The sequence below is a fragment of the Haliscomenobacter sp. genome (genome assembly GCF_041740695.1).
In the GTDB taxonomy this organism is placed as follows: domain Bacteria; phylum Bacteroidota; class Bacteroidia; order Chitinophagales; family Saprospiraceae; genus Haliscomenobacter.
Genome location: NZ_JBGSLK010000058.1, coordinates 1 through 18,611 on the forward strand (window position 1 = coordinate 1; position 18,611 = coordinate 18,611).

Below are 18,611 nucleotides of genomic sequence, written 5' to 3' on the forward strand. Positions count from 1 at the left end.
GTGAATCCTTAGGTGTCTTAGGTTCCTTAGGTGGTGAAAGAATGTTTTTTTTACCACCTAAGGAACCTAAGACACCTAAGGATTCACCTCAGCAGTTAAGGCACGAAGGCTATCAATAATAAAGCTTTAATCCTCCACATCCGCCGTTTCCAGCGCCGGAGCATCCACCGCCTCTGTCTCGATCTCATTCAACTCCACCCGCAAATTGCCAATGATAAAATCCTGGCGTTCCGGCGTGTTTTTGCCCATGTAGTAAGACAATACATCATCGATGTCGGTATTTTCGGTGATGATGACGGGTTCAAGGCGAATATCGGTGCCAATGAAGGCCGAAAACTCGTCTGGAGAAATTTCACCTAAGCCCTTAAAGCGGGTGATCTCCGGCTTTCCCCGCAGTTTTTTGATGGCAGCCTGCTTTTCCGACTCAGAGTAGCAATAAAAACGCTGCTGCTTGTCGCGCACCCTGAAAAGTGGCGTCTCTAGGATGTACAAGTGATTGCCACGTACCAGTTCAGGGAAAAATTGCAGGAAAAAAGTCAACATCAAGAGGCGGATGTGCATGCCATCCACGTCGGCATCGGTGGCAATGACCACGCGGTTGTAACGCAGGTCGTCCATGCCATCTTCGATGCTTAAGGCATGCTGAAGGAGGTTAAATTCTTCGTTTTCGTAGACCGTTTTTTTGGTCAAACCATAACAGTTGAGCGGTTTTCCCCGCAAACTAAACACCGCTTGCGTTTGTACATCTCGCGCTTTGGTGATGGACCCACTGGCCGAGTCCCCCTCGGTGATGAACAAGGTGGTGGCCAGGCGCATGTCTTCCGCGACTTTTTTGGTCGAATCGCTGAAATGCAGGCGGCAATCGCGCAGCTTTTTGTTGTGCAGATTGGCCTTTTTGGCGCGTTGGTTGGCCAGTTTTTTGATGTCGGCAATCTCCTTCCGTTCCCGTTCCGATTGCAGGATGCGTTTTTTCAGGGCATCCGCTATTTCGGGGTGTTTGCGCAGGTGATTGTCGAGGTGTTCTTTGATGAAATTGCCGACGAAGGTGCGGATGCTTTGTCCTCCTTCTGGGGCAGTATTGACCGAACCCAGTTTGGTTTTGGTTTGGGATTCAAACACTGGTTCTTCGATCCGAACGCTCACTGCTGCTACAATGGACCCCAGAATATCGGTGCGATCGTAGTTGGCATTGTAAAATTTCTTCACGGTTTCTACCACTGCTTCCTTGAAGGCATTGAGGTGACTGCCACCTTGGGTGGTATTTTGACCATTGACAAAGGAGTAGTACTGCTCGCCGTAATGGTTGCCGTGGCTCATGGCCACTTCCATGTCTTCGCCCTTGAGGTGGATCAAGGGGTAACGCAGGTCTTCGTTTTTGGTTTTGCGCCCCAGGAGGTCAAAGAGGCCATTTTTGGAAACGATGATCTGCCCGTTGTAGTTGAGTTTTAAACCTGCATTGAGGTAAGCGTAATTCCACAACTGGTTTTCGAGGTGATCGCGATGAAAACGGTAATTGCGGAAAATACCACTGTCGGGTTTGAAAGAAACCAAAGTCCCGTTGGGTTCGTTGGTTTTTGCGACCTGGTGTTCTTTGAGCAGTTCACCTTGTTGAAACTCGGCGACTTTCATCTGCCCTTCGCGCACAGCTTTGACCAGAAAATAATCTGAAAGGGCGTTGACAGCTTTGGTACCTACCCCGTTAAGGCCTACCGATTTTTTAAATGCTTTGGAATCGTATTTGCCACCAGTATTGATTTTGGACACGCAGTCGATGACCTTGCCCAAGGGAATACCCCGCCCGTAGTCGCGGACTTCGGCGGAGTTTTCCTCTATCTTAATTTGGATCTCCTTACCGTGTCCCATGACGTATTCGTCGATACAGTTGTCCAACACTTCTTTGAGCAAAATGTAGATGCCATCATCCGAAGAAGCCCCGTCACCCAGCTTGCCAATGTACATCCCCGGACGTAACCGGATGTGCTCTTTCCAGTCTAAAGAACGGATGTTATCCTCGTTGTAACTCACTTGCTGTTCTGCCATGTGCTCCGATGTTAAAAAAATATTAAAAACTACTGCAAATCAGTTCAAAAGAACGAAAAGAGTGGTATTTTTGCGTTAAATATACAGCAAAAAAACTTTTTCTAGCAACAATTTGTTGTTTATTTTTAATTTCACTAGCTTGAACCGAGAAAATTTATACCGTCACCCTGCCATGCGCAACCTGCGCAATGCCATCCTTCGGGAGCTGCGATTGCAGTTCGCCATGAGTTTGGTCTTGCTGGCTTTTGGTTCGGGATTGTGCGTGTTGACCTTTAAAATCAGCATTGTTTTTTCCATTATTGGTTTAGGCTTAAGTATGGTGGGCGGCAAATTGGTCGTAGATACCACCACTAACCTACGCATCGACAACCACCTTTTGCTCAATTACCTCCGCTATCAGCCCCAACATATTGTGTGGGTTTATTCCGTCATTACCGAAGGTGCGCCCTTTGGCATTCACCTGTTCCGCAAGGGCACCTTGCACTTCAAGCTAGCTGATGGAAGTGATTATACGGTTGGCATGCAAGCTAGCAAATTAAAACTGGTTAGCAAATTCCTCATGCGCCTGCTGCCCCATGCTACTTTTGGTTACACTGTAGATCGGGATTACACATTCCGGGTGAGCCCCGAGCGCCTCCGCAAGGAAGAGAGCAAAGAGGATGACAGTGATTTTAATTTCTAGTTCTTGAATACCCTCTTCCAAAAAACTGGCGATAACCAAAACTCAACGCCAGCAGCAATCCAGCAAAAATCAAGACCACCACTGAAAAGGGCATGCTGATGATGGCAAAGATTCGGGTGCGATCTACCAACCACATCAAACCTATTGTAGCGGCAATCAGCATGAGCAAGCCCGACAATTTGTCAAATCCGGGGATATAGCTCAAATCCACATTGCGCCGCACGATGCTCAAGGTTAAAATCATGGATACGATGGGCAAAACCTGGGTATAGATGTCCATGTTTAAAATGCTGCTGCGTTCGAACAAAAATATATACACATTTAGGGACAGCGCAAAAATACCTGGTACTGCACTCAAATAAATGAGGGCAGAATACAGGAATTTCCAGGGGGCATCGCGGCCTTCCACTCCGGCTATCCAAGCCAAGAGCAAAGCCGCCACAGGCAAAATAGCAAAGTACAATACTACTGATTCGGGATGATTGCTCAGGTACGTAAGCAGGTCATTCAAGGTCATGTTGCAATGATTTTGATCTGGAATAAACCCAAAGATATAAAATAGGCGATAATTAAAATGGGGACTGCGGCCCGATGTGTTGTAAAGGCTCTACAACCAAGATGTGGTTGTCAACAATATCGACTACCCGCACCGAGTCGCCCGGGCGAATTTCGACTCCAATGGAAATGGCATCGAGGGCATAAGGTGCTTTGCGCAAGTTGAGGTGCACGCGTCCCAGTCCCTCTTGATGGGGCGGAATGTATTGCAAGACTTCACCAGTACTCGTAAGGGCTTCCAGGTAATTGAATTTGGGTCGATTGGAGGGAACGATCTTCTTTACGGGCTTGCGCAAACGCAGAATTAAGTAAGGAAACAGTGCAGCAAGAATACCAAAAGGCAGCCCGTCCAATAAAGAGATCAACAAGCCAGGTTCCCAGATGTGGGCCAACAAACTCGTCCAGGCCCAAAAGGTGAAAAAAGTCAGGATAAAACGGGCTCCAGTAATTTTAGGGCGGATATCGCCGTGATCAGGTTCATCGTTGAAAAACTGCATGATCAAAAAAATACTCAGCAGGATCGTAAATACCACCGCAGCCACCCACAGCAGTTGCTCTGCCCAGGTGAGTTGAAGGAATGCGGGAATAAATAACCAAATCTGCATAGTCTTCTCAATCTTAAAGCACGTGCACAAATTTTTTCCTTGCTTTTCGACAAAAGTAGATTACTTATGCCATATCGCTCCCTTAGTATCGACCAATGGGCAAGGATTTTCGCTAAAATGGAGTTCTTGTACCTTTTTCAACCGATTCAAGTTTTTTAACAACGTTGAGTCAAGGTGTGTTATATCTGGTCTATCTTTTTTCTCAAAACTGGCTGTTTCCACTAGTCCTTATTGTCGGTAGTTTTGTAGAAAAATAAACACATGAAGCCGAAAACCTCCCGCATTGAACCCAGTCGTTTAGCCAAGCGGATGCGCAACGACGAAGGGACCATTCATACGATTCTGGATGAGTCGCTAGTCTGCCATGTATCCTATGTATTGGATAGACAGCCATTCATCATCCCAACGTCCTATTGCCGAGTAGACAACATCATTTATTTGCATGGCTCCGTAGGCAGTCATTTTTTCATGCAAATGGCCAAGGGCATTCCTGTTTGTATTGCGGTTACTTTGATCGATGCATTGGTGTTGGCGCGTTCCGTTTTTCACCATTCGCTCAATTATCGCTCCGTAGTCGCTTTTGGAACCACCCGCTTGGTGGCTGATCCGGCGGAAAGATGGATGGCCGCCGAACGTTTCACCGAACACGTCATCCCGGGGCGTTGGAACGATGCCCGACAACCTTCGGAGAGTGAATTCAAAAAAACGATGTTCATTGCCGTTGAAATGGAGGAAGTTTCGGCCAAAGTACGCGACATGGGCGTTGGGGACGATCCCGAAGACATGGAAGCCCCGGTTTGGGCTGGTTTGTTGCCTTTAAAGCTAAGTGTTGGTATCCCACAACAAGACGAGCAACAGCAGCCTAACATCCCGGTGCCCGACTACATTAGTCAATACACACGTTGAAAAAACACCAACGCTTTTCCCATTGCCACCGTCTTGTGTTAAAGTAACTTCCTATTCCCACTTTACCTTGTTTAAATGCTTGGTATTATAGCGAATTGCGGTATTTTTACCTTAAAGTACCAGATTACCATTATATGGTGCTTATTACAACTACACAGGATGTTGCGACAGGTGTTTTTACTGCTGATAGTGACGATGGTATGGGGAAAGCTCTCTGCTCAAGATACCCTATTGTATTGGCCAAGGGTGGAATTGGGCATGAACATTACTCAAACCCTCTCAGGTTTTTTTAATTCTGGAGGCCAGGGCTTGCCCACCGATCCATATCTATTCAGCATCAAATTTCCTGGCGCACGGAGCACTTTCCGCACGGGTTTTAATGCCCGTTTGCGCAATCGGGAAGAAGCCTCCAATACAGGCCAACGCCTGATCAATGAGCGGGATTTTCACCTACGTGCAGGACTGGAATGGCGCAGGACTTTGACTAAAAAATTCAGCTTTTACTACGGCCTTGATGCCATCATGCGCTATCAACAGGAAGATGTTGATTTCAATACCAACGGCGGAACGATTGAATTGGGCAGCAACAGCACAGGTTTTGGCGGAGGCCCTTTGATGGGTTTGATGTTTCACCTGACATCCAAAATAATGCTGAGTACCGAAAGTAGTTTGTATGGAATGGCAAGTTCGGGGAAAGAAAGGGATCAAAACGATCCCAATGTTCCTCCGACCGAGCAGAAGATCCGGCAGTTTGAAATCCTGCCTTCGATACCGAATTCTTTGTACGTGTTTTTCCGCTTTTGACCATGCGCTACCTGACGATACTTACCGCAAGCCTGTTCATTGGCCTACTGATGGCAAATGTGTTGAGTGCTCAAAACGAGCAAGATCGCTTTTTGCCCGCTGGAGGGTACAAGGTAATGGGATTCAACACCACCCCCTTATTGGTGCAGCTGATTCCCTTTAACCGTTCTGATCCACGAGTAGTGGGGCCTTATCATGTGAACTGGCGCAGTTATGTGGAGCAAAAAGGGAAGCTCAAGGGTTTTAAAATAAGCCTAGGCGTTGATCTTTCTGATGCTAACGAAGAGGCAATTCAGGCTTTTTTCAATTTTCGCCTGGGTTTTGAGGGGTATCGTCGCCTCAGTCCACGTTGGGGGTATACCCGAGGCTTTAATGGCTTTTTTAGTGCTGGTGATTTTAATACGCCTGGGACCAAACAAGGGGATGAAGTTTTTTTGGGCATCGGGCCACATTGGGGAGTCGATTTTTTCGTTTCTCCTAAAGTGAGTATTTCACTGGAAACTGCACTGGTATTTGGAACCACTGATTTTGGCCCCAAATTCGAGTTCATTCCACCAGTAGCATTAAACCTCAATTTTTGGTCGCCGAAAAAAGAGCGACGCATCATTTCAAATGAATAATTCTTTTATAGCTCAATAACCACCTGTCTTATGAAGAAAATTACGCTACTCTCTTTACTCACCATTGGCTTGCTCATCGGCCTGACTGCGTGTTACGAAGAAATGGAATTTGAGGACGCCTTGGGGGAGCCTAATTTGCCTGAGCAGGCCATGGATTATGCTTCGCTGCAATTGCCCGAGCATATGAAGAATACCTTCTTGAGCTTTAGCAACAACATTTTTGGTCAGCCTGGGGTAAAACCCAATCCAGGGCTCATGAACAGTCCCAATTTTATCGATCCTAATCTGATCAACAATACCAATATCACTTTGGGCCCTGCCAACCCGGTCGTCAGCAACCACGGTGCGACCTTGGGTCGGGTACTGTTTTACGATACCCGTTTGTCCATCAACAATTCGATCTCTTGCGCTTCTTGTCACAAGCAGGAGTTGGCGTTTTCGGACAATGCCCAATTCAGTAAAGGTTTTGGGGGTAAAACCACCCCACGCAACTCGATGGCCATCATCAATTCAGGTTTGAATCACAACCTGTTTTGGGATTCCCGGGTACATTCCGTGACCCAACTGGCGCTGGAGCCCGTGCAGAACCACATCGAAATGGGCATGGAATCGATGGAGGTGTTGCAGAAAAAACTAGCAGCAACCAACTTTTATCCCGAGCTTTTTGCCAAAGCGTATGGCAAATCAGAAATCAATAGCCAGAAAATTGCCGATGCCATGGCGCAGTTTGTCTGTTCCATCATTTCCAGCAACTCCAAATTCGACAAAGGGGTAGCCAGCAATTTTAGCAATTACACCGAATTGGAAAAAATGGGCCGCGCCCTGTTCTTTGGTTCCAAAGCCAAATGTTCCGAATGCCACGCGGGCAGCAATTTTTCTGCGCCCGACAATCCTCATTCCAATGATCCTTACGGTTCTCCTGAAATTGGTGGGACTGCGGTGATTGGTCTGGAGCTTTCGGCCAAAGACAAAGGCAAGAACAATGGGAGTTTCCGCATTCCCAGCTTGCGCAACGTGGGCCTAACCGGGCCTTACATGCACGATGGTCGTTTTGTTAGCTTGGATCAAGTAGTAGATCACTACAACAGTGGCATTCAGGCTCATCCTGAGCTCGACCCCAAATTCATCGACAAGGATGGTAAGCCGCTGAAAATGAACCTGAATGCGATTGAAAAGAAGGCCTTGGTGGCTTTTCTCAAGACATTGACCGACGAATCGATCACTAAAGATCCTCGGTACGCCAATCCTTTCAATTGATCAGGTTTGGCTTCATTAGATGGAGTAAACTCTGGCGTTCGTTCGTTTTTAGATTGATGACATCAAACTTGCGGGCACAGTTGAACGAGCCCATATCCGAGTCACTGTTGATCAGAATAGCGCCCATCAAAATAACGTAGCGGCAATTGTAATGGGTTGCCGCTACCAATTCTTCTATCCGACGGTCGATGGCTTCATAAATGACCTCGGTAGCCTCCTTCAGCGGGATCGCTGCGCCCAGAACTCGCTCGTTTTCTTCCCACAAAATCTGCTCAATGGTATTCATCTGGTAGTCCATGTCGGTTACATTCCCGGCAGTGATCTGGCCATTGATCAGTTTATTCAACGCACCTTTGGCCGCGCCACAACATCCAGAGTTTTTGCTTTGTCCCATGCGATGGATTTCCCCAAAGGCACCATTTTTGGATACCCCCACATGGGGTCCGTAGTACACAAATACCGCACCATCATCGGGTACATGGCTGGCAAAAGCGCCCATTCCGGTAAGTCCGGTGAAGGGAAATCCATCCAGGCCACCCATTTTAAACGGGCCCAAAAACTCGTAGGCGCGGGCAGGGTACTGAATGCTATTGACATCGTCGCTACAAATGCTATCGGCCAGCATGACTTGCCCTGGCTCCAGATCTAATTTTTCCTCCACAAAATCGATCAAGCGGTTGACCCCATCAATGGTGGTGATGGCATCGTGGTAGTATTGGCGGATGATGGCCAGTTTTTCGCGTTTTTTCATAATTGGCGTTTATGGTCAGTTACGGATGAAAATTTGCTAATCAAAATCCCCATCAACACGACGAGGTAAAACTGTCCGGCGATGCCAAACAAGGCAGTGATCAGTTTGGTATGATGGGTGTTGGGGGTAATGTCTCCAAAACCAATACTGGTCAAAGTGATGCTGCAAAAATAAACCAGATCCATGTACGTAGCAGCAGTGCCGTCGGTACTTATCCCTTTGAACGATGCTGGGTTGGCGTAGACAAAAATTTGCAAAAGAAATACTGCCAATTCAATGAGTAGCAAATAGCCACAGGCGGAGGCAGAAATAACGTCCACATTGATGTAACTAGGGCGGATCAAAAACTTGATGATTTCCCAAAATATAAAGGCAAAATAAATCACATAGGTCACATTCAGGGCAAGCATAAAATTGGGAATCCCAGAGGCAAAAGTCAGCGCAATGGGAAAACCAAACACCAGAATGAACAGGAAATTCCGCACCACATTTTTCCATTTGCCTTTTTCAACAAAAACGCCCACACTGGCAACGCCCAGGATCAACATGTTGATGGGCCAAATGACCTGGGTATACATGGGTAGATTTTGTAAAAAAACACCAATAAAAAGGTGTTGAAGCAGCGCAAAGAGCAGCAGCTCGTATTTGCGGGCCTGTAGGAAGTGGGTGAAATTAGACCTGGTGTTGAGCATTGAGAGAAATTTTTCGGGGATCTAGCCGCAAGATAATCATCTTAGAATTTTCTTACCCAATCAAAGTCGACTGCTCCACATTGATCATCTGCCCGTACAAAATCTATCAATTTTCAATTGCCGCTCCGTTGGCTTAAATCGCCCGCATTTTGTTTCCTTTCGCATCATGCGTAACTTCAGCCAGTCCCAGTGCCTCCATCAGCGGCGGGATATACATACCAAAGCGGCCTCGGTAGCCTTTTTTTAAACCATACCAACCTCCTACGGGGTTATTTTCGGCGCGACCCCAGGCTTCTACGGTACCTTCTTTGGCGGGCTTTTGCTCACCGGCAGATCCTTACATGATGCTTTCGGCTTCCTTTTTCAGATCAGCGGCAAACTGTTCAAAAGAGGCATCAAAAGGAGGAATAAAGCGAGCGAAAAGTGGGAACATCAGACCACCAATTTTTTCCGCCATGGAAAAAACAGTATGGCCCTGGTCATTTTTGCTCAGGCTGTATACTCGATTGCCCATTGCATCGCCCCAAACCAATCTTTTATCCGTCTCAAATTCCTTTACTTTTAGTTTGAAGGTTCTTTTGGGGTCAAGGGTGGAGATGAGTTGGATGGTTTCACCCAGGGCTATATTTCCGTTAATGGAAATCACAGTTGAGTTCCAACGTGAGAAATCACTGGCAGTGGTCAACAAAGACCAGATGATGGAGGCGTCAGCCTGGATTGCGATGCTCACTGCGGTTTCGCGGCTGAAAGTGGTTTTGGTTGTTGCGGCTTTTCCGTTTGATGTTGTAGCACTCATGATGGCTGTTTTTTGATACAAAGTTTGTTTGTAAGGGGCGACAAAAAATAAATGCTCATTTTGCCAGAGGACTAGATAAGTAAACGTTTCATTTCAAGTGTCTTATCTAATCCTCTGGCTCAGGAAAAATGAGCACTTATTTTTGCCCCACTACTAATGCTTGTTTGCGTTTCTGACGAACGAGCGAATTAAAACGATAGGCTAAACTTCATTTTTTTTCAAAAAACTTTCCATCACTTTTCTATTGTGCTCTAAATGATGCAATTGCAACTCCGAAGCGCCAGAAGTAAAAGGATCAATGCCTTGTAAAATTTGCATACGGAGGTCAAAAAGATGCTCTTTATCCCCTTTTTCGGCTGCTTTGATCATGTCAATTTTAACCGCCTCTTCCTGAAATTTTTGTTGGGGATTAAAAACTGTGTTCAACTCCGAACACTGATGGCAGGTACCTTCCTTGTTGATCAATGCACAACGCCCTTCAAATATGCTGACCATTTTGGCCCTGGCAGTATGCAGGTAATATTTGACCATGGCCTCGCTGGTGTCCACAATTTGCAGGATTTCGGCGACCTTAAAATCGTACACTTCCTTGAGTAAAAGGCAGATTTGCTGCTCTAGCGGGAGTGATTTGGCGATACAGGTAAAACAAAACGCGATGTGTTCTTTGATTTCAAAAGCTCCATGAGTGGAGGCGTGGCGAATCTGCATGGCTTCCTGGAAAAATTGAGGGTTGGACAGTGCAGCCGATTTACAAACATCGGTTACATCTTCCGTCCAGCGCTTTTTTGCCCTCAGGTTGTCTTTGGCCAGATTGGAGGCAATCGAAAATATCCAGGTTTTGAGCGAAGACTCTCCACGAAAGCTTTCAATTTTTTCAGCAGCCTTGAGGTAGGTGTCCTGGACAATGTCTTCAGCATCGGCCACACTGGCCGTGATCCGGAGGATAAAGGATTTGAGTTGACCCTGAATTTGTTCAAATTCGGTGTTTAAATGGGCGGTGGACATTAGGTGTGTCGGTTTTTAGCAAAATATAGAATAAGCTTGGAAATGATTCACTAAAAAGCAGATTTAATCCATTGTTAACCTACAATCTGATCCAGCCACCAATTCGCCCTAGCACCACTGATGCCAGCACTTGGACAAGTCCCCTCCCCTCGCAACTCCCGCACGATGCTTTCAATCAAAGGTTGTTGTACATGCTCCGGGTACGGAATCGGGTATTCCACCAAACCCTCCGCCGTTTCTACCCGAATCGGTGAATCGTTGAAAAAAGCAAAGCTAATTTTGCCTTTCGAGCCGATGATTTGGGTTTCATCGGTGCGTTGTTCAGGGTTGACGGTGAAGCACCAGGTGCCCGAGCCCAATATCCCCGAAGCAAACTCAAAATTGGCCACCACCATATCGTCCGCTGTATAAAGTCCACCCTGATTGCGTGCCATCCCCTGTACCTGATGAATATCGCCTAACAAATACTCCAAGAAGTCGACTTGGTGAGAAGCCAGATCGTGAAAATGTCCACCGCCAGAAATGTCGGGATTGACCCGCCAGCGAGGTTGAGGGTTTTCAGCAATTTCCTCCGCTTGAGGAGGATTGTGAACACGCAGGTGCACAAAACGGACATCACCAATGACCCCAGATTGTACCAATTCCTGGATTTTCATGAAATTCGGCAAAGAACGGCGATAGTAGGCGACAAAAAGCGGCATGCCCGTTTCCTGACTAACCTGATTCATTACCGCACACTCGGCGCTGTTCATGGCCATGGGTTTTTCGACGTACACCGCCTTGCCCGCGCGCATGGCCCGAATGGCGAAATCAGCGTGTACATTGGGAGGAGTAGCGATATAGATGGCGTTGACTTCCGGGTCTTGCAGCAGGGCATTCACATCGTCGTACCAACGGGGTACCTGATGCCGCTGCGCGTAATCGGCGGCTTTAGCGCCATCGCGGGCCATCACGGCTACCAGTGTAGAATGAGGCGTTTTGCTGAATGCCGGGCCGCTTTTTTTCTCGGTTACGTTGCCGCAGCCGATCATGCCCCAATAGACGTGGGATAAAGACATGGTAATTGTGAAGGCGCAACCCTTTGTGGTTGCCCACCGCTAAAATAGCAAAGATTTATCGTAGGGGCAACCCTTCGTGGTTGCCCAACAGTAGCTGCAACCCTTCGTGGTTGCCCAACAGTAGGTGCAACCCTTGGTGGTTGCCCATCACCAAAATCGTAGGGGCAACCACCAAGGGTTGCACCTACGATTTAACCACCGCCAGTTTCCCTTTTTCCAAATAGCGGAAATTGGTGTAACCCAAATATACACAAATCAAAAGTGTCACGATGCTCATGTACCCTACCCAGTTGTAGTGGACCAATTTACCAGAGTCCGGGTCTTTGGTTACAATAAACCCGGCCACCAAAGCCGCCAGACCACTGCCCAACTGCTGCAAGCTGCTGTTGAAACTCTGAAAACTCCCCCTTTGCTCCGGATTGACTACACTGGTGATCATCGCACTGGAAGTTACGCCCCGGCCAGTTGCCACCGAAAACCAGAGCCCAAACAGAATCAAAACCGGAATATACGCCTGTAAGGGTGGCAAGTTGGTGATGACAAAAACCATGGGCAGTGCCGAAAAGGTGCAAATCATAAAAATGAGCACCTTTCCATGTACATCCGAAAGCCTGCCCAAAATGTTCGAAGCAAAAAAGGCCGCAACTCCTCCGACGAGATATATTAAAGGTGTGAAGTTTTTGGAAAAACCAACATTAAACTCCATGTAGGGATTGATAAACGGAATGATGGAAAAATGTCCAAACATGATCAATCCACTAAAAAGCAATGCAGTGTATTGGCGACGATCCGCAAAAACGCTGGTGATGACGTTCCATTTGCTCTGCGGTATTGCACCTTCCGGTTGAATGTGCCCCGTCATACTTGGCAAGTAACGGATCAGCAATGGAATCAACACAATCCCCAAGGTGCCCACCAACAAAAATGGCGCATGCCAGGAAATCAAATTGGCCAAATACAAGGCAAAAGGCACCCCAAAAGTAGAAGCCAGCGCAAAAGCCGACATGATGGCTCCCATCGCCGCACCCCGCCGCTCGTAAGGGAAACTATCCGCGACAATGGACAAAACCTGCGCCCCAATCAGACCGCCAAACAACCCGGCAAGGGTCCGGGCAATAAACAAGGTCATAAATGTAGGGGCGAGGCCACAAGCAATGGTGCCAACCAAAAAGCCAATGTAGGCGTAAATCAATACTTTTTTGCGGTCGTAATGATCAACAAAAAAAGCAGCACCAAAGCCCGACACCGCGGCGCTAATGGTGTAAGCCGAAACCAGAATGGAAAATTGCTTGGGTGACAAGTCAAAATAAGGCATCAGGTAGTTCCCCAAGGGCATCAAGATCATAAAATCAAGGATGTGGGTAAAGTTTAAGGCAGCTAAAAGGATCAGCATAATCCGCTCTTTCCAGTTCATAATGTAGTAGTTGTGTTCGGGTATGAAAAATCAGATAAGGATAGGAACACGAAAAATCCAGCTTGGGTTTCATAAGGGGCGATAAAAAATAAATGTTCATTTTGTCAAATGATTAGATGAGTCAACGGTTCATTTCAAGTGTCTTATCTAATCCTTTGACTTAAAAAAAATGAACATTTATTTTTGCCCCACTGCTAAGAACTTAAGTCTTTACTTTTTTCCATCTTTTCTTACACTTTTTTTTGAATCAGTCAAATATTTTTTATCAGAGTGTGGAAAAGATGTTAGTCTTTTCCACAGTTTTGTTTTGGTTTAGTGTGAAAAAAGAAGGAAATTGGACTCCTGATTAAACCAAAAGTTTTATGATAGTTAAAGACCAAGAGCACATCGCGCAACTACAAACCTATTCTTTCGAAGAGGCAGTTACGGCAAGCACCGAGTATTTTAAAGGCGACAACCTCGCCGCCAACGTATGGGTAAACAAGTATGCCTTAAAGGATTCCTTTGGCAATATTTATGAAAGAACCCCAGAGGACATGCACCGTCGCATCGCTAGTGAAATCGCGCGCATCGAGTCCAAGTACCCCAACCCACTGAGTGAAGAAGCAGCCTACGATTTGTTGAAAGATTTTGCCTACATCGTGCCCCAGGGCAGTCCGATGGCTGGCATTGGCAATAACCTACAGGTATCCTCGCTTTCCAACTGTTTTGTAATTGGCAACTTTGCCGATTCTTACGGCGGAATCATCCGTACCGATGAAGAACAGGTACAACTCATGAAACGCCGCGGTGGAGTAGGGCATGACTTGTCCCACATTCGCCCCAAAGGTAGTCCGGTAATGAACTCTGCCCTGAGTTCCACGGGTATCGTTCCCTTCATGGAGCGCTACTCCAACTCCACCCGCGAGGTAGCCCAGGATGGCCGCCGGGGGGCACTGATGCTCAGTGTATCGAGCAAACACCCCGATGCCGAAGCTTTCATCGACGCCAAGCTGGAGCAAGGCAAAGTAACCGGTGCCAACGTATCCGTCCGCATCGACGACGAATTTATGCGTGCAGCCATGGGTGGCACACCTTACAAGCAGCAGTTCCCGGTCGATTCGGACAATCCAAAAATGACCAAGGAAATTGATGCTTCAGCCCTTTGGGACAAAATCATCTACAACGCCTGGAAATCGGCAGAGCCTGGGGTATTGTTCTGGGATACCGTGATTCGGGAATCCGTGCCAGATTGTTACGCTGACTTGGGTTACCGCACCAGTTCTACCAACCCTTGTGGCGAAATTCCCCTTTCGCCTTACGACAGCTGTCGCCTCTTGGCGCTGAATATGTACAGCTACGTTGAAAAGCCCTTTACACCTGAAGCGTACTTCAACTTTGAAAAATTTGCGGAACATGCACAATTGGCCCAGCGCATCATGGACGACATCATCGACATGGAGATGGAAAAAATTGACCGCATCATCGAAAAAATTGAAAAAGACCCGGAAGCCCGCGACCTGAAAGAGGTGGAATACGAGCTTTGGAATAAAGTACGCACTGCCTGTATTGGTGGTCGCCGCACCGGGGTGGGCATCACCGCCGAAGGTGACACCCTCGCCGCTCTGGGTTTGCGCTACGGCAGCGACGAAGGCATTGAAATGTCTGTAAAAATCCACCAATGCCTGGCCATCAATGCCTACCGCGCTTCGGTAGACATGGCACGTGATCGGGGCGCTTTCCCCATCTACGATAGCCGCCGGGAAGAGAACAATCCATTCATCCAGCGTTTGGCGGCTGCCGACCCACAGTTGTACGCCGATATGCAGCGCTACGGTCGCCGCAACATCGCCCTGCTGACCATCGCACCTACAGGCACCACCAGCTTGATGACCCAAACGACTTCGGGGATCGAACCCGTATTTATGGTGAGCTACAAGCGCCGCCGCAAGGTGAACCCCAACGACAAAGATGTCAAAGTGGCTTTCATCGATGAGGTGGGCGACCACTGGGAAGAATACAACGTGTTCCACCACAAATTCCTCGATTGGCTCCAGCAAAACGGCTACCAGGTAGACGAGGTGACCAAAATGAACGCCGAGGAACTGCAACCAATCATCGAAAAATCGCCTTACCACAAAGCCAGTGCCAACGACGTAGACTGGGTGCAAAAGGTAAAAATGCAGGGCGCCATCCAAAAATGGGTGGATCACTCCATCAGCGTAACGGTCAACGTCCCCGAAGATACTTCGGTGGACATGGTCAAACGCATCTACCAAACGGCCTGGGAAGAAGGCTGCAAGGGTTGTACCATTTACCGCGATGGCTCCCGCTCTGGCGTCTTGATTTCTGCGGAGAAAAAAGACAAAAAAGGCAAAAAAGGTGCCAACGGCCAATCTTCCAATGGCAACGGCCACGCCAAGTTTGGAGAAGCCTTCTACCCCGAGCGCCCCGACCGTCTGGAAGCCAAAATTGTGCGCTTCATGAACAACGACAAGCAGTGGATCGCCGTCATTGGTCTGCTGGAAGGTCGTCCTTATGAGGTCTTCACTGGCGCCGCCATCGATACCTTCAAACTGCCACCCTACGTGGAAACAGGCTGGGTGAACAAAGCCAGAGGTGAAGAAGATGGCCGCAACCGCTACGACTTCCAGTTCATGGACAGAGATGGCTACCGCGTGACCATCGAAGGCCTCAGCCGCAGCTTCAACAAGGAATATTGGAACTACGCCAAACTGATCTCCGGCGTCCTGCGCCTGGGGATGCCCATCCAAAAAGTGGTCGACCTCGTCGAAGGCCTCAACGCCGACGAGGATTACATCAACACCTGGAAAAATGGAGTGGTGCGTGCGCTAAAAACGCTAGTACCCGATGGGACGAAGGCTGGGAAGGCAGAGTGCCCTTCGTGCGGAGATGCGCATGGATTGGTGTATAAGGAGGGATGTTTGAGTTGTGTGAGTTGTGGGTATTCGAAGTGTAATTGATTGAATATCATAAAGAAGGCCGGGTTACTCAGGAGAGTGATCCGGCTTTTCTGCATTTTAGACCTGAAGTAAATATCAAATGTTGCCATTAAATTATAGTCTTCAATTCAATGATTTTTTGTTGGGTAAAATTCCTCCAAAGGAGTTTGAGGGGTGGCTTTTCCAAGAACCTGAGCTTGAAGAAGTTCTTGGGAATAATTTGTACCTCGCCCTAATATCGCTTCGATTTTCTAGTCCAGATATTCGTATAGAAGTTCAAAATCTAATAAATGGCTGGATAGATTTCGATCATATCCAGAAGATGGAAATCATAAAATTATTGGAAGCTTGTAGAAATAAGTCGAAAGCTCCTCTTGAGCTTATTGAGAAGTTATATGATCATACATTGAAAGGCCATTTGCACTTAGGAAGTCATGATTTAATCGGAAATTTTAACGAAACGGGGAAATCAGCAAGGATGTTCTTGGTAGGATTAAATGCTATAGCGCAATGGGCCAAAATAGAAGAGGTTGCTCCAGATTTTAAGCATTGGGTGGAAAAAATCATTCTAGAGATCAATGTATAATGTCTTTGAGATTTGTGGTGTGAGTAGTGGTTGAGCCATCCCATTCCCAGCGCCAAAACACAACAAAATTTTCAATGTCCAATGGAGATTCAAGCACCCTGAAAATCAATTCAACCGCTCCCGCGGTTGCCACCCACCCCCAACCATTCCTTGTCCCCGGACGACCGGGGCTATTCTAAATTCAACCGCTACCGCGGTTTGTAGTGGCATAAAAATCAATGACCTAGGCGTCATATCTGCTTGATGTCATACACTAAAAACGAGCATAAACCACTCACTTTCAGACCTCCCACCAATCGCGGAGCGATTCAATTCTGAATAGCCCCGGTCGTCCGGGGTAAAATGTCCGGTCAATGTTTCGCAACCGCGGATGCGGTTGAATTTCTTGGGCTCACTATTTCAAAAGCGTATTGAAGGTTTTTAATTTTCAATGGAGGTGAAAGAAACTCGGAAATCAGTTCAACCGCTCCCGCGGTTGCCACACATCCCCAACCATCCTTGTCCCCGGACGACCGGGGCTACGGTAAATTCAACCGCTCCCGCGGTTTGTAGCGACTAAAATTCGAAGGTATGGGCATTATATTTAGGAGAGGCTCACTTACTCAATTCGAGCATAAACCACTTACCATCAAGCCTCCCACCAATCGCGGTAGCGATTCAATTCACCATAGCCCCGGTCGTCCGGGGTAAAACGTTCGGTCAATGTTTCACAACCGCGGCAGCGGTTGAATTTCTTGGGCTCACTATTTCAAAAGCGTATTGAAGGTTTTTAATTTTCAATGGAGGTGAAAGAAACTCGGAAATCAGTTCAACCGCTCCCGCGGTTGCCGCACATCCCCAACCATCCTTGTCCCAGGACGACCGGGGCTACGGTAAATTCAACCGCTCCCGCGGTTAGTAGCGGCAAAAAAACCGACGGTAGCGGCATCATATCTGGTGGCGATCATGCACGAAAATTCGAGCATAAACCACTTACCATCAGACCTCCCACCAATCGCGGAGCGATTCAATTCACCGTAGCCCCGGTCGTCCGGGGTAAAACGTTCGGTCAATGTTTCACAACCGCGGTAGCGGTTGAACTCATCGTCACCCCCGTTCAATCCAGGTATTTTTCATCAAAATCAATCCCATGTTCGGTCAATAACTCAATTAATTCCTCCCGATACGTCTTGTGCCTATGGTGCTCCTCTTGGTCTTTGATGTATTGCACCAAATCGGCTTTTCCATGGATAGAGAGGGTAAATGCCCCATACCCATCTTGCCAACGTTCGAAACCCGGGAACAAATTTTTCTCCTTGATAAAATCGCTGCTCGCTAATTTGATGTCTTTTACCAGATTGGAAAGTGCAATTGTCGGGTGAAGATCTAATGCCAAGTGGATATGGTCTTCCACCCCATTGACGCGGTACAGGTAGCATTTTTTCTTCTTCAAAATCCCATAGATGTAATTGAATAACTCCTGCCGATTTTCCTTGATTAAAACGGCTTCGCGGTATTTGGTGCCAAATACGATGTGGTACAAAATTTGAGTGTAGGTACGCATGCCTGAAAAATTTGGATTGAGTAATAATGGATTGATTTTGCCCCAATAGACTAGGGCATGCTGCGATTGCAGCCTGAAAGGTGAGTAAAGAATAATTTTTATGCAGGCAAAAATGAGACTCAAATATAAACGATTCTGGGGGATTTCCAAAACCAAAAGAGGAATTGTTCAACCGCTCCCGCGGTTGCCGCACATCACATGGAATCTTTGTCCCCGGACGACCGGGGCTACGGTAAATTCAACCGCTCCCGCGGTTATAAACCCAGCATGATTCCATCTTTTGGGCACCTGCTAACCTATAATTATCCCTCCCCTCCATTTCATTTTTGCCAAACCACAAATCCTCCTTATCTTA

The 18,611-nt window shown here is 47.3% G+C and carries 17 protein-coding genes and 1 pseudogene; 7 read left to right on the forward strand and 11 right to left on the reverse strand.

Features of this window, described 5'->3' with window-relative positions:
* Positions 1-126 precede the first annotated feature (126 nt).
* Entirely contained in the window at positions 127-2,040 is a 1,914-nt protein-coding gene (locus ACEW9O_RS12565; protein ID WP_373550515.1) for a DNA topoisomerase IV subunit B, read from the reverse strand.
* 139 nt (positions 2,041-2,179) lie between these two features.
* Between ACEW9O_RS12565 and ACEW9O_RS12570 the strand changes: the two genes are divergently transcribed.
* Positions 2,180-2,722: a hypothetical protein gene (locus ACEW9O_RS12570; protein WP_373550516.1), complete on the forward strand. Its 543-nt coding sequence runs from the start codon at positions 2,180-2,182 to the stop codon at positions 2,720-2,722.
* On the opposite strand, the gene ACEW9O_RS12575 is transcribed toward ACEW9O_RS12570, so the two are convergent.
* On the reverse strand, positions 2,712-3,239 hold the full coding sequence (locus ACEW9O_RS12575) for a hypothetical protein (protein ID WP_373550517.1): 528 nt from the start codon (positions 3,237-3,239) through the stop codon (positions 2,712-2,714). The genes ACEW9O_RS12570 and ACEW9O_RS12575 overlap by 11 nt on opposite strands.
* A 52-nt stretch (positions 3,240-3,291) precedes the next feature.
* Complete coding sequence (locus ACEW9O_RS12580) at positions 3,292-3,882, reverse strand: NfeD family protein (RefSeq protein WP_373550518.1); 591 nt, start codon at positions 3,880-3,882, stop codon at positions 3,292-3,294.
* A gap of 261 nt (positions 3,883-4,143) precedes the next feature.
* Here ACEW9O_RS12580 and ACEW9O_RS12585 point away from each other — a divergent pair, with 261 nt between their 5' ends.
* The 4 genes from ACEW9O_RS12585 (at position 4,144) to ACEW9O_RS12600 (ending at position 7,469) form a co-directional block, all read left to right on the forward strand.
* Positions 4,144-4,788: a pyridoxamine 5'-phosphate oxidase family protein gene (locus tag ACEW9O_RS12585; RefSeq protein ID WP_373550519.1), complete on the forward strand. Its 645-nt coding sequence runs from the start codon at positions 4,144-4,146 to the stop codon at positions 4,786-4,788.
* Between the two features lie 159 nt (positions 4,789-4,947).
* Positions 4,948-5,592 (forward strand): hypothetical protein, encoded by a 645-nt coding sequence (locus tag ACEW9O_RS12590; RefSeq protein WP_373550520.1) that lies wholly within the window; start codon positions 4,948-4,950, stop codon positions 5,590-5,592.
* Positions 5,593-5,594: 2 nt separating this feature from the next.
* Positions 5,595-6,212, forward strand: coding sequence for a hypothetical protein (locus tag ACEW9O_RS12595; protein ID WP_373550521.1), 618 nt, complete (start codon positions 5,595-5,597; stop codon positions 6,210-6,212).
* Positions 6,213-6,242: 30 nt separating this feature from the next.
* The gene (locus ACEW9O_RS12600) at positions 6,243-7,469 is read left to right on the forward strand and encodes a cytochrome-c peroxidase (RefSeq protein WP_373550522.1); all 1,227 of its coding nucleotides are present in this window, start codon (positions 6,243-6,245) and stop codon (positions 7,467-7,469) included.
* Here the strand turns inward: ACEW9O_RS12600 and ACEW9O_RS12605 are convergent.
* The 7 genes and pseudogenes from ACEW9O_RS12605 to ACEW9O_RS12635 all read right to left on the reverse strand — a co-directional run bounded on the left by ACEW9O_RS12605 (position 7,462) and on the right by ACEW9O_RS12635 (position 13,185).
* The gene (locus ACEW9O_RS12605; RefSeq protein WP_373550523.1) at positions 7,462-8,220 is read right to left on the reverse strand and encodes a hypothetical protein; all 759 of its coding nucleotides are present in this window, start codon (positions 8,218-8,220) and stop codon (positions 7,462-7,464) included. The two genes, ACEW9O_RS12600 and ACEW9O_RS12605, sit on opposite strands and share 8 nt — an antisense overlap.
* Positions 8,217-8,912: an ion channel gene (locus tag ACEW9O_RS12610; RefSeq protein WP_373550524.1), complete on the reverse strand. Its 696-nt coding sequence runs from the start codon at positions 8,910-8,912 to the stop codon at positions 8,217-8,219. The genes ACEW9O_RS12605 and ACEW9O_RS12610 overlap by 4 nt, the downstream gene beginning before the upstream one ends.
* Before the next feature lie 133 nt (positions 8,913-9,045).
* Positions 9,046-9,249, reverse strand: a pseudogene (locus ACEW9O_RS12615) (DUF6855 family protein); the annotation flags it as partial.
* Positions 9,250-9,708: an SRPBCC domain-containing protein gene (locus tag ACEW9O_RS12620; RefSeq protein WP_373550525.1), complete on the reverse strand. Its 459-nt coding sequence runs from the start codon at positions 9,706-9,708 to the stop codon at positions 9,250-9,252.
* 201 nt (positions 9,709-9,909) lie between these two features.
* The gene (locus ACEW9O_RS12625) at positions 9,910-10,713 is read right to left on the reverse strand and encodes an RNA polymerase sigma factor (RefSeq protein ID WP_373550526.1); all 804 of its coding nucleotides are present in this window, start codon (positions 10,711-10,713) and stop codon (positions 9,910-9,912) included.
* Between the two features lie 74 nt (positions 10,714-10,787).
* Positions 10,788-11,771 carry a Gfo/Idh/MocA family protein gene (locus ACEW9O_RS12630; RefSeq protein ID WP_373550527.1) on the reverse strand — a complete coding sequence of 328 codons (984 nt, stop codon included), beginning with the start codon at positions 11,769-11,771 and terminating at the stop codon, positions 10,788-10,790.
* A 184-nt stretch (positions 11,772-11,955) separates the two neighbouring features.
* The gene (locus ACEW9O_RS12635; RefSeq protein WP_373550528.1) at positions 11,956-13,185 is read right to left on the reverse strand and encodes an MFS transporter; all 1,230 of its coding nucleotides are present in this window, start codon (positions 13,183-13,185) and stop codon (positions 11,956-11,958) included.
* A gap of 362 nt (positions 13,186-13,547) precedes the next feature.
* Between ACEW9O_RS12635 and ACEW9O_RS12640 the strand changes: the two genes are divergently transcribed.
* The gene (locus tag ACEW9O_RS12640; protein ID WP_373550529.1) at positions 13,548-16,148 is read left to right on the forward strand and encodes an adenosylcobalamin-dependent ribonucleoside-diphosphate reductase; all 2,601 of its coding nucleotides are present in this window, start codon (positions 13,548-13,550) and stop codon (positions 16,146-16,148) included.
* Positions 16,149-16,227: 79 nt separating this feature from the next.
* A complete protein-coding gene (locus ACEW9O_RS12645; RefSeq protein ID WP_373550530.1) occupies positions 16,228-16,713 on the forward strand; it encodes a hypothetical protein in 486 nt (161 codons plus the stop codon).
* A 1,096-nt stretch (positions 16,714-17,809) separates the two neighbouring features.
* Here ACEW9O_RS12645 and tnpA read toward each other — a convergent pair.
* The gene (gene tnpA / locus ACEW9O_RS12650) at positions 17,810-18,256 is read right to left on the reverse strand and encodes an IS200/IS605 family transposase (protein WP_373550531.1); all 447 of its coding nucleotides are present in this window, start codon (positions 18,254-18,256) and stop codon (positions 17,810-17,812) included.
* Between the last annotated feature and the right edge of the window lie 355 nt (positions 18,257-18,611).